The sequence below is a fragment of the Kitasatospora sp. NPDC002227 genome, assembly GCF_040296285.1.
Classification (GTDB): Bacteria; Actinomycetota; Actinomycetes; order Streptomycetales; family Streptomycetaceae; genus Kitasatospora.
In genome coordinates this window covers 1-10,502 of the sequence record NZ_JBEOWY010000099.1, presented here as the reverse complement: position 1 = coordinate 10,502, position 10,502 = coordinate 1, and the positions used below count along the sequence as shown (strand labels likewise).

The 10,502-nt window shown below is 72.0% G+C and carries 10 protein-coding genes; 6 read left to right on the top strand and 4 right to left on the bottom strand.

The features are described from left to right. Nucleotides 1-192: 192 nt before the first annotated feature. The 4 genes from ABT095_RS38165 (at nucleotide 193) to ahcY (ending at nucleotide 4,437) form a co-directional block, all read left to right on the top strand. Entirely contained in the window at nucleotides 193-375 is a 183-nt protein-coding gene (locus ABT095_RS38165; RefSeq protein WP_350534234.1) for a Trm112 family protein, read from the top strand. Between the two features lie 28 nt (nucleotides 376-403). Further along, nucleotides 404-1,597 carry an SIS domain-containing protein gene (locus tag ABT095_RS38160; RefSeq protein WP_350534233.1) on the top strand — a complete coding sequence of 398 codons (1,194 nt, stop codon included), beginning with the start codon at nucleotides 404-406 and terminating at the stop codon, nucleotides 1,595-1,597. 139 nt (nucleotides 1,598-1,736) lie between these two features. Continuing rightward, entirely contained in the window at nucleotides 1,737-2,705 is a 969-nt protein-coding gene (locus ABT095_RS38155; RefSeq protein ID WP_350534232.1) for a cation diffusion facilitator family transporter, read from the top strand. Nucleotides 2,706-2,988: 283 nt separating this feature from the next. Further along, nucleotides 2,989-4,437, top strand: a complete 1,449-nt coding sequence (gene ahcY, locus ABT095_RS38150) for an adenosylhomocysteinase (RefSeq protein WP_350534231.1) — start codon at nucleotides 2,989-2,991, stop codon at nucleotides 4,435-4,437. 77 nt (nucleotides 4,438-4,514) lie between these two features. On the opposite strand, the gene ABT095_RS38145 is transcribed toward ahcY, so the two are convergent. Genes ABT095_RS38145 through ABT095_RS38135 form a run of 3 tightly spaced genes read right to left on the bottom strand, consistent with a single transcriptional unit; the run spans nucleotide 4,515 to nucleotide 7,294 of the window. Next, entirely contained in the window at nucleotides 4,515-5,573 is a 1,059-nt protein-coding gene (locus ABT095_RS38145) for a hypothetical protein (protein WP_350534230.1), read from the bottom strand. Nucleotides 5,574-5,633: 60 nt separating this feature from the next. After that, nucleotides 5,634-6,776: a hypothetical protein gene (locus tag ABT095_RS38140; RefSeq protein ID WP_350534229.1), complete on the bottom strand. Its 1,143-nt coding sequence runs from the start codon at nucleotides 6,774-6,776 to the stop codon at nucleotides 5,634-5,636. After that, complete coding sequence (locus ABT095_RS38135) at nucleotides 6,773-7,294, bottom strand: SigE family RNA polymerase sigma factor (RefSeq protein ID WP_350534228.1); 522 nt, start codon at nucleotides 7,292-7,294, stop codon at nucleotides 6,773-6,775. Before ABT095_RS38135 ends, ABT095_RS38140 begins: the two co-directional genes overlap by 4 nt. A gap of 107 nt (nucleotides 7,295-7,401) precedes the next feature. Here ABT095_RS38135 and ABT095_RS38130 point away from each other — a divergent pair, with 107 nt between their 5' ends. Next, nucleotides 7,402-8,034 carry a hypothetical protein gene (locus ABT095_RS38130; RefSeq protein ID WP_350534227.1) on the top strand — a complete coding sequence of 211 codons (633 nt, stop codon included), beginning with the start codon at nucleotides 7,402-7,404 and terminating at the stop codon, nucleotides 8,032-8,034. Between the two features lie 9 nt (nucleotides 8,035-8,043). On the opposite strand, the gene ABT095_RS38125 is transcribed toward ABT095_RS38130, so the two are convergent. After that, entirely contained in the window at nucleotides 8,044-8,928 is an 885-nt protein-coding gene (locus ABT095_RS38125) for an RDD family protein (RefSeq protein ID WP_350534226.1), read from the bottom strand. Between the two features lie 166 nt (nucleotides 8,929-9,094). On the opposite strand from ABT095_RS38125, the gene ABT095_RS38120 reads away from it, so the two are divergent. After that, a complete protein-coding gene (locus ABT095_RS38120) occupies nucleotides 9,095-10,099 on the top strand; it encodes a stage II sporulation protein M (protein WP_350534225.1) in 1,005 nt (334 codons plus the stop codon). Nucleotides 10,100-10,502: the final 403 nt, after the last annotated feature.

The following is a 10,502-nucleotide window of genomic DNA, read 5'->3' as shown; positions in this document are numbered from 1 at the left end:
AACCCCTGCTGCGCCTGAACGTCGAGGCCAAGGACCCGGCCGTGATGGCGGACCTGCGCGACACCGTCCTCGGACTCGTCCGCGCCTGACCCCGACCGCACCCCGACAGGCGGGCCCCGACCGGTAGGCTGACCACCGGCCGGGGCCGCTGTACGCTCCGCCGTACCCGTACGAACCTGGAGCCTGAGGTCCATGAGCCTGCCGTCCTTCCTGCTCGACATCCTCGTCTGCCCGCAGTGCCACGCGGCCCTCACCGAAGCCACCCAGGGCGAGGAGACCGAGCTGCGCTGCACCGGGGAGACCTGCGGCCTGATCTACCCCGTCCGGGACGGCATCCCCGTGCTCCTGGTCGACGAGGCCCGCCGCCCCTCCTGACCCCCTTCGCCCGCTGGAGGCCAGCCGCATGATCGACGACTCCCTGCTCGACGACCCGGCCGCCCTCCAGCGCGCCGACCACGAGCACGCCCTGCTCGGTCTGGCCGGAGCCGGTGCCCGGGTCCGCAACGCCCTGCGGCTCGCCGAGGCCGCCGGGCTCGCCGGGCTGAGGCCCGACGGGCGCCCGCGGACCGTCCTGGTCGCCGGGCACGGCGCGGCCCTGACGGCGGGTTCGGTGCTCGAGGCCCTCGCGGTGACGAGCACTCAGATCGCCGCACTGCCCCCGCACGACGTGACCCACCTCGCGCACGGGCACCACGGCACCCCGGCCTTCACCGCCGGGCTGGTCTGGCAGCTGCCCGGCTGGGCCGGGCCGCTCGACCTGGTCGTGCTCGCCACCGCCGACGGCGGCGAGCAGGGCCTGGTCAGCCTCGCCCAGCAGGCCTACGCCCGGGGCTGCGCGATCGCCGTGATCGCCCCCGCCGAGAGCCTGCTCGCCGAGGCCGCCCCGCAGGTCCGCGCCCTGCCGCTGCCGTACGTCCCGGCCGCCCCGGTCGACACCGAGGAAGACCTGCGCCCCGCCGAGGCCGACCTGCCGGCCGAGGAGGTCGGCGCCCTCTGGGCCTTCCTCACCCCGCTGCTCGCCCTGACCGAGCGGATCGGGGTCACCCAGCTGCCCGAGGGCTCCCTCGAGGCCACCGCCGACCGGCTGGACGAGCTCGCGGTGCGCTGCCGCCCGGACGCCGCCGCGTACACCAACCCGGCCAAGGACCTCGCCGCCCAACTCTCCGGCACCGTCCCGCTGCTGTGGGCCGACGGGGCGCTGACCGCCGTCGCCGCCGAGCGCTTCGCCGCGATGCTCGCCGAGCGCGCCGGCCGCCCCGCCCTGCCCGGGGTGCTGCCGCAGGTGCTCACCGCCCACCGCGGCATGCTGGTCGCCAAGCTCGGCGGCGCCGCCGACCCGGACGACTTCTTCCGCGACCGCGTCGACGAACCCGACCCGCTGCTGCTCCAGGTCGTGCTGCTGCGCCGGGCCGCGGCCGTGGAGGACGAGTTCACCGACCCCGGCTACGCCGTGAGCCGGGCCCGCCGCCTGGCCGACGCGCACGGGGTCCGCACCAGCGACCTCTCCACCGCCGAGACCGACCCGCTGCAGGCCCTGGCCGAGCTGATCGCCCTCGCCGACTTCGCCGCCGTCTACCTCACCCTGGCCACACCGTAGGCCCACCGGTCGTCAGTACGCGGACGGTCGGCAAGATCCGTCCCAAGCCCTGACCAAAGCTCAGCAAAGTACCCGTCACGGGATAACGTGTCCGCTCGGTACATCCGGACGGACATCCAGCCCAGCGGGAGGGCCCAGCATGAGCACCGAAGGCGGCACCAAGGCACTGGTGGCGGCCCTCTCGGCCAACCTGGCGATCGCGGTCGGCAAGTTCACCGCCTTCGCCTTCACCGGTTCCTCCTCGATGCTCGCGGAGGGCGTCCACTCGGTGGCCGACTCGGGCAACCAGGTGCTGCTGCTGGTCGGTGGCAAGCGGGCGGCCCGCGAGGCGGACAACGAGCACCCCTTCGGCTACGGCCGCGAGCGGTACGTCTACGGCTTCCTGGTCGCGATCGTGCTGTTCAGCGTCGGCGGGCTGTTCGCCTGCTACGAGGGGTACGAGAAGATCCACGACCCGCACGAGCTGCACGGCTGGGGCTGGGCGGTGGGCGTGCTGGTCTTCGCGATCCTGATGGAGGGCTGGTCCTTCCTGACGGCCGTCCGGGAGGCCGCCAAGGCCAAGGGCGAGCTCAGCTGGACGTCGTACATCCGCCGCGCCAAGGCCCCCGAGCTGCCGGTGGTGCTCCTGGAGGACACCGGCGCGCTGATCGGCCTGGTGCTCGCCCTGCTCGGTGTCGGCCTGACCGTGATCACCGGCAACGGCGTCTGGGACGGCGTGGGCACGCTGTCCATCGGCGTCCTGCTGGTGGTGATCGCGATCGTGCTGGCCCTGGAGACCAAGTCGCTGCTGATCGGCGAGTCCGCCGACAAGGAGGTGGTGGCCCGGATCCGCGACGCGCTGGTCGACCACGACTCCGTCACCGACGTGATCCACATGCGCACCCTGCACCTGGGCCCGGAGGAGCTGCTGGTCGCCGCCAAGATCGGCGTCAACGCGGAGGACAGCGCCGCGCAGGTCGCCGAGGCGATCGACGCCGCCGAGGTCCGGGTCCGCCGGGCCGTGCCGATCGCCCGCGCGATCTACCTCGAACCCGACATCTACAGCGCCGAGAAGGCCGCCGCGGGCCCCGACCCGGAGGCGACCCCCGGCGGCCCCGGCCTCCACTGAGCGCCCGGACCTGACTTCGCGCCCCCTGATCCGGGGGAATCCGCCCAGCGGCGCCCGGCCGAAAGCGCCGTCGGTGTAGATTCGTCCCCAGAGCCAAATCGTCGCTGCTGATGGCGGTCGATCGGCGACCTCGGGTCGCGGGTCGAGGGAGAGAGGTCCTCCGACGGATTGTGCCGCAGTAGCAGAGCGCCGAGCCGTCGGGCCCTCTGCCACTCAGCACACCCGTACTGCGTTCTCCGAACGCAGGGCCCATCCACCCACGCAGCGAGGAGCACACCAGCTCATGTCCGCGAACATCACCGGTGACTTCAAGGTCGCCGACCTCTCCCTGGCGCCGTTCGGTCGCAAGGAGATCCAGCTCGCCGAGCACGAGATGCCCGGCCTGATGGCCATCCGCAAGGAGTACGCGGCCTCCCAGCCGCTGGCCGGCGCCCGCATCACCGGCTCCCTGCACATGACCATCCAGACCGCCGTGCTGATCGAGACCCTGACCGCCCTGGGCGCCGAGGTCCGCTGGTGCTCCTGCAACATCTTCTCCACCCAGGACCACGCGGCCGCCGCCATCGCCGTCGGCCCCGAGGGCACCGTCGACAACCCGACCGGTGTCCCGGTCTTCGCCTGGAAGGGCGAGACCCTGGACGAGTACTGGTGGTGCACCGAGCAGGCGCTCACCTGGCCGAACGGCCAGACCCCGAACATGATCCTGGACGACGGCGGCGACGCCACCCTCCTGATCCACAAGGGCGTCGAGTTCGAGAAGGCCGGCGAGGCTCCGGACCCGTCGACCGCCGACAACGACGAGTTCCGCATCATCCTGGAGCTCCTCAACCGCACCCTCACCGAGTCCCCCTCGAAGTGGACCGAGATGGCGGCCACCATCAAGGGCGTGACGGAGGAGACCACCACGGGTGTCCACCGTCTGTACGAGATGCACCGTGACGGCAAGCTGCTGTTCCCGGCGATCAACGTCAACGACGCGGTGACCAAGTCGAAGTTCGACAACAAGTACGGCTGCCGCCACTCGCTGATCGACGGCATCAACCGTGGCACGGACGTGCTGATCGGTGGCAAGGTCGCCGTCGTGTTCGGTTACGGCGACGTGGGCAAGGGCTGCGCGGAGTCGCTGCGCGGCCAGGGTGCCCGCGTGATCGTGACCGAGATCGACCCGATCTGCGCGCTGCAGGCGGCGATGGACGGCTACCAGGTGACCACCCTGGACGAGGTCGTCGGAATCGCGGACATCTTCATCACCACGACGGGCAACAAGGACATCATCCTTGCCTCGGACATGGAGAAGATGAAGCACCAGGCGATCGTCGGCAACATCGGCCACTTCGACAACGAGATCGACATCGCGGGCCTGTCGAAGCTGCCGGGCATCGTGAAGACCGAGATCAAGCCGCAGGTCCACGAGTGGCGCTTCGCGGACGGCCACACGATCATCATGCTGTCCGAGGGCCGTCTGCTGAACCTGGGCAACGCGACCGGCCACCCGTCGTTCGTGATGTCCAACTCCTTCGCGAACCAGACGATCGCGCAGATCGAGCTGTTCACGAAGACCTCGCAGTACCCGGTCGGCGTGTACGTGCTGCCCAAGCACCTGGACGAGAAGGTCGCCCGTCTGCACCTGGACGCGCTGGGCGTGAAGCTCACCGTCCTGTCGCAGGAGCAGGCCGACTACATCGGCGTCCCGGTCGAGGGCCCGTACAAGCCGGAGCAGTACCGCTACTGATCCCGCGTCAGTGAACGCCGGTGGCCGGCACCCCCACAACGGGGGTGCCGGCCACCGGCGTTCAGGTCACTCCCGGATCACTCGAAGGCCTGGGTGGTCCAGTGCGGCTGGTCCCGCCCCAGCAGCGTGACCCGGTCCAGCCAGGCCGACATGCCGCCGACCGAGGCCAGCGGGTCGCTCTCGCCGATCGAGGAGACGCACGCCCGCACCCCCCTCTCCTCCCGGCAGACCGTGCCGGGGAGCGGCATGGGCGTCCCGGTGTGGCCCGGAGTCGGCGTCCCGTGCGGCGCGGTGGACTCCACGGTCAGCCTCAGGAAGGTGTCGTCGGGCCCCCGGTAGAACGCCAGGAAACTCCAGTAGCCGCCCTTCCCGGTCACCGGCTTGGTGAGGTCGACACTCTCCAGCACCAAGCCGGCCGGCACCTTCGGCACCCGCACGGGGAGCGGCGACACGGTGTCCTTGAAGAGCACCGCCGCCGCGACCCTCGGCAGGTCCAGCAGATCGGCCGCGCTCAGCTGGGAGGCCCGGACCGAGGCCCACCGCCCGCTGTCGGTCTGCCACATCAGCACCCGGTCCGGGTTGTTCCCGAACGGGATCTGCCCCAGGTACGCCTTGTGGCCGTTGATCGGCGCGGTCTCCGTCCGGCCCGGGTAGTCGTACCCCTCGGGTGTCAGGCCGGCCGGGAAGAGCTGCAGGGTCAGCGTCCGCCGGTTCCACGACTCCACCCCGTCGTCGACGGACACGATCGCGCGGCCGGCCATCGTGGTGATGTTCGCCGCCCAGGAGGGCAGCCAGCCGAAGGTCCCCGGCGCGACCACCGGGTCCGAGCCTATGACCGGGGTGCCGGTCGGCGTCGGGTACGGCGGCAGCGGGGTGTAGTCCGACGGCGACGGGGAGGCCGACCCCGACTGGGACGCCGACCCGGACGGGGAGGGGAGCGTGCTCTGCGAGACCGAGGGCGAAGGGCTCGCCGAGGACGGGCTCACGACCGCCCCGGCCAGTGCCGTCGCTCCGCTGCCGCCCTGCAGGCTCAGCACCGAACTCCCCACCACGACCAGGCCGACGACCGCCGCCGCCCCCAGCACCGGCCTGCGCCGCCTGCCGGCCTGCACCTCGGGCTTCTCCAACTCACTCATAATTTCCCCCAGTTCATGTTGTCTTCCACCTTGTGCCTGGACGAGAAGGTCGCCCGCCTGTTACTTGAAGCCCTGGGTGGTCCAGTTGCTCTGGTCCTGCCCCAGTAGCTCGACCTGGTTCAGCCACGCCGTCAGCGCATCCACCGACGGCAGCGGATCCGACCCCGGGTCACCTGTCGACATGGCGCACACCCGCACGCCCTTGTCCTCCCGGCAGGTCGATCCGGGCAGTGTGGCTTCGGCCGACGCGGTCTTCCCGGCAGTCGGGGTGCTGCGCGCCGCCATGGACTCGACGGTCAGGTCCAGGGCGCTGTGGATCTGGCCGTACCGCACCTGGAAGCTCCAGTAACCGGACCGGCCGTTCACCGGCGTGGTGAGCGTGACCGATGCCAGCTGCGGGTCGCCCGGCACCTTCGGCACCTTCGCGGGGAGCGGCGTCGGGGTGTCCTTGAAGACCACCGAGGCCGCGATCCTCGGCAGGTCCTTCCGCTCGTCCGCGCTGAGTTGGGACGCCCGCAGCGAGGCCCACCGCCCGCTGCCCGTCTGCCACATCAGCACCCGGTCCGGGTTGCTCCCGAACGGGATCTGCCCCAGGTACGCCTGGTGTCCGTTGACGGGATCGGTCTCCGTCCGCCCCGGGTAGTCGTACCCCTCGGGCGTCTGGCTCCCCGGGAAGAGCTGCAGGGTCACCGTCCGCCGGTCCGCCCCCTCCGACCCGTCGCTGACGTAGACCACCGGGAGTTCGCCGGTCGTGGTGATGTCCGCCGCCCAAGCCGGCAGCCAGCCGAACGTGCCGGGTACGACCAGCGGGTCCGGCCCCGAGGGCGTGGTGCGGCTCGGAGTCGGGTACGGCGGCAGCGGGGTGTAGTCCGAGTACGGCGGGGTGAACGAACCGCTCTGGGACGAACCGCTCGGGGGCGAACCGCTCGGGGACGCCGTCAACCGGGACGGGGGAGGGGTCGGGGTTCCCGTCCCGTACCCGGGCGCCGCCGGGAGCCCGGGGCCCGGGGCCGGGAAGACCTGGGCGACCAATCCGGCCAGTGCCACCACCACGAGCGTCGTGGCCCCGGTGACCACCCGCCGACGGCGGATCCGACCCCGCCCCACCCGGATCGCCGTCCCGACGTCCACCCGGCTCGGCGGTGCGGCCGAGCCCGCCAACTCGTCCATCATCGCCGCCAGTTCGCTGCTCTCCCGGTTCATGCCTCAACACCTCCCAGCCGGCCGACCCCGAGGCTGCGCCGCAGCGCGCTCAACCCGCGCGAGGTCTGACTCTTGACGTTCCCCGACGAACAGCCCAAGGCGTCGGCGGTCTGCTCCACCGTCAGGTCGCAGTAGTAGCGCAGCACCACCGTGGCCCGTTGCCGCGGGGGAAGTCCCGTCAGCGCCTGCTGGAGGTCCATCGTCGCCGCGATGTCCGGCTCCACCACGACCCCGCCCTCGACCGCCTCCAACGCGATCGCCGCCGTCCGCCGCCGCCAGGGCGAGCGCTGCTCCGCCAGGAAGGTGTTGACCAGAACCGTGCGGGCGTAGCCGTCCCGGTTGGCGGCCTGCCCGGCCCGGTGCCAGTTGGTGTAGAGCTTGGTGATGGTCTCCTGGACCAGGTCGTCGGCCCGGTGCCAGTCCGAGCAGAGCAGGAAGGCGACCTTGCGCAGCCAGCCGCTCCTGGAAGCCACGTACTCGGCGAACTCCGCGTCGCGCGACTGCTTCCCCGTCGACAAGGGCCCTCCTCCAGTCATCCCCGGCAGCTCCCCCACCGGGCCGCCCGAGTCATTGATGCCGGAGCCGCCCCGGAGGTTGCATCCCCTTTTCGCCGTAGGCTTCGCCCATGCCCAACGGCCGCTACTCGCTGCACGACAGCCACGACCACGTCCTGCTCGGCGAGGAGCGCTTCAGCTGCGCTCCCGGCCCGGCCGGCTGGCGCTACGTCTCCAAGACCTACGCCCCCGACGGCGCGCTGCTCGCCACCACCGACCTCACCCTCGACTCCCGCTCCCGCCCGCTGCGCCTCGAACTGCGGGCCGGCGGCTGGCAGGTCCGCGGGGGAGCGGTGGACGGCGTCGCCTGGGTCCGCACCGACGCCGCCGACCCGTCGGGCGCCGAAGGCATCGAGGGGTACGACCGGGCGCACGCCTTCACCGGCAGCTCCCCGGCCTTCCTGATCGCCACCGCCCGGCTGCTGCGCCTCGAGCCCGGCGCGAGCACCCGCATCCGTCTGGTCGCCTTCACCGACCCGGTGCTCGCTCCCCGCACCCTCGACCAGTCCTGGCTGCTGCAGTCCGTCGAGACCCACGAGACCGACAGCGGCCCCCTGCAGGTCGAGCAGTACCAGGTCGCCGACCTCGCCACCGGCGAGCAGGGCCTGGTCCACCTCGCGGGCGACGTCGTCCTCGCCGCCCCGGGCATCGAGCTCGAGGAACTCGACACCCCGCCCAACCCGCCCCGCACCGCCGACGCCTGAGGGCCCGCCTCAGGCCGGCGGGGCGAACCCGCTCTCGGTGCCAGGCGCGGCCGGCCCCGGTTGCTGAGGCGACGGCTGCTGAGGCAGAGGCTGCGGCGGCACCACCGGCTGCGGCTGGACCACACCCGGGTGTCCACCCGTCGCCCGCTCCCACTCCCGGCGCTGCCGCTCGGCCAGCATCGCGCCGAGGTACCCCGCCGGATGCACCCCGTACGGCACCGCCCGCCCGGTCCGGGCCGCCACGTCCGCGGCCAGCTGCTGCGCCATGCCCAGCGAGACCTCCTGGTCGAGCTGGGCCGCCCGGCCCAGGTACTGCCGGACGGCCAGCCAGAGCCCGTCCGGCACCGCAGAGAGATCGAGCCCGCCGGCCCCGCCCGCGAGCACCGCGTGCGCCAGACCCACCGGCACCGGCGGCAGCACCGGCTGCGCCGCGCCCGGCACCCGCTCCCGGACCACCAGGGTGCCCGCGAAGACATCCCCGAGCCGCCGCCCCTCCGCCGAGGCCAGCGAACAGATCACCGCGGGCACCCCGGCCAGCATCAGCAACTCGGCGAACCCGACCAGCCCGCGCACCAACGCGTGCCGGAACCGCACCGGCCCGCCGTCGTTGCGCACCACCCGCAGCCCCAGCGCCAGCTTCCCCAGCGAGCGCCCCCGGCTGAGCGTCTCCACCAGCACCGGCAGCCCGACCAGGAAGAACACCATCAGCCCGAGCGAAGCCGCCGCGGCCCCCGCCGCATCCAGCTCGGGCGCCACGAAGGCGAGCACCAGCACCGAGCCGATCAGCGCGGCCCACTCCACCACCAGGTCCAGGAACACCGCCAACGCCCGGCTCGGCAGCTTCGCCGCCCGCAGCCCGAGCGTGACCGCCTCACCCGTGACCAGTCCGCTCACCGCACCGTCCTCCCCCGTCGGCGGCGCCACACCGCGTGCGCCGCACAGTTGCCACACAGTACGGTCACCCGTCCGCCCCCGGAAGGCCGGGCCTCCTCACGCGGGAGCCGCTCTGACAAGCTAGGGCCGCCGCGCCGCCGCCTACCGCCCGAACGAGGGAGCCGCAATGGATCTGGACGTCTTCGTCGCCGCCCACCAGGCGGAGTGGCAGCGTCTGTCCGACCTCAGCGCCCGCCGCCGCCTCACCGGCGAGGAGGCCGACGAACTCGTCACCCTCTACCAGCGCGCCACCGGCCACCTCGCCCAGCTCCAGTCCGCGGCCCCCGACCCCACCCTCGAAGGCCGCCTCACGACGCTCGTCGCCCGCGCCCGCAGCGCCGTCACCGGCAGCCGCACGGCCTCCTGGCGCGACATCGGCCGCTACTACACCGTGAGCTTCCCGGCCGCCCTCTACCGCTCCCGCCGCTGGTGGCTGCCGATCGCGGTCATATCCGTCCTCGCCTCCGCCCTGATCGCCTGGTGGCTGGCCACCCACCCCGAAGTCCGCGACACCCTGGTCACCTCCGACCAGCTCCGCGACCTCACCCGGCCCGGCGGCCAGTACGAGACCTACTACACCGACCGCCCTGCCAGCTCCTTCGCCGCCCAGGTGTGGACCAACAACGCCTGGATCGCCGCCCAGTGCCTGGTCTACGGCGTCCTGCCCGGCATCCCCATCCTCTGGGTCCTCTTCCAGAACGTCATCAACCTCGGCGTCGGCCTCGGCCTGATGGCCGCCGCCGGCCGGCTCCCCCTCTTCCTCGGGCTCCTCCTCCCGCACGGCCTCCTCGAACTCACCGCCGTCTTCGTCGCCGCCGGCCTGGGCCTGCGCCTCGGCTGGACCCTGGTCTCCCCGGGCCCCCGCCTGCGCCGCACCGCCCTGGCCGAAGAGGGCCGCGCCACCATCGGCATGGCCATCGGCCTCGCCACCGTCCTCTTCGTGAGCGGCATCCTCGAAGCCTTCGTCACCCCGTCCCCCCTCCCCACCTGGGCCCGCATCGCGATCGGCGTCGTGGCCGAGGTGCTCTTCCTCCTCTACGCCCTCGTCCTGGGCCGCCACGCCGCCGCCCAGGGCGAACTCGGTGACGTAGCGGAGTCGGACCGGGAGGACCGACAGCCGGTGGCCGCCTGAGCCCGGATGCGCGGATCATGCCTCTGACCTGCTAATCTTCTTCTCAGCCCGGCAAAACCATTGACCAGGATTTGACGAGCTAGTAGGTTTGAACGGTTGGGACCGGCTGGACACAGTCGCCATCAGGCGTTAAAGTCTACGACATAGCCAAGTCGAGGCGATCGGCGTCCGCAGCGCGGGTGCCCGGCCCGACCAGGCAAACCACCTGAGATCGAGCAGCGCAAAGCGTTTGATACGCTTTACTGCGAAGTCAAAGAAATCCCCCCAGTGGGAATTCAGATGGAACTGAAACTCCGGAAAACGGAGCGGAAATCATCTGCTAAGCTGGAAACACGAAAGAACGAAGCCCGGAGGGTTGGCCGGAAGGCCGCTCGAAGGAAGCATCCGTTCCTTGAGAACTCAA

Coding starts and splice junctions, on each gene's coding strand:
- ABT095_RS38165 (WP_350534234.1), top strand. CDS start 193: ATGAGCCTGCCGTCCTTCCTGCTCGACATCCTCGTCTGCCCGCAGTGC.
- ABT095_RS38160 (WP_350534233.1), top strand. CDS start 404: ATGATCGACGACTCCCTGCTCGACGACCCGGCCGCCCTCCAGCGCGCC.
- ABT095_RS38155 (WP_350534232.1), top strand. CDS start 1,737: ATGAGCACCGAAGGCGGCACCAAGGCACTGGTGGCGGCCCTCTCGGCC.
- ahcY (WP_350534231.1), top strand. CDS start 2,989: ATGTCCGCGAACATCACCGGTGACTTCAAGGTCGCCGACCTCTCCCTG.
- ABT095_RS38145 (WP_350534230.1), bottom strand. CDS start 5,573: ATGAGTGAGTTGGAGAAGCCCGAGGTGCAGGCCGGCAGGCGGCGCAGG.
- ABT095_RS38140 (WP_350534229.1), bottom strand. CDS start 6,776: ATGAACCGGGAGAGCAGCGAACTGGCGGCGATGATGGACGAGTTGGCG.
- ABT095_RS38130 (WP_350534227.1), top strand. CDS start 7,402: ATGCCCAACGGCCGCTACTCGCTGCACGACAGCCACGACCACGTCCTG.
- ABT095_RS38120 (WP_350534225.1), top strand. CDS start 9,095: ATGGATCTGGACGTCTTCGTCGCCGCCCACCAGGCGGAGTGGCAGCGT.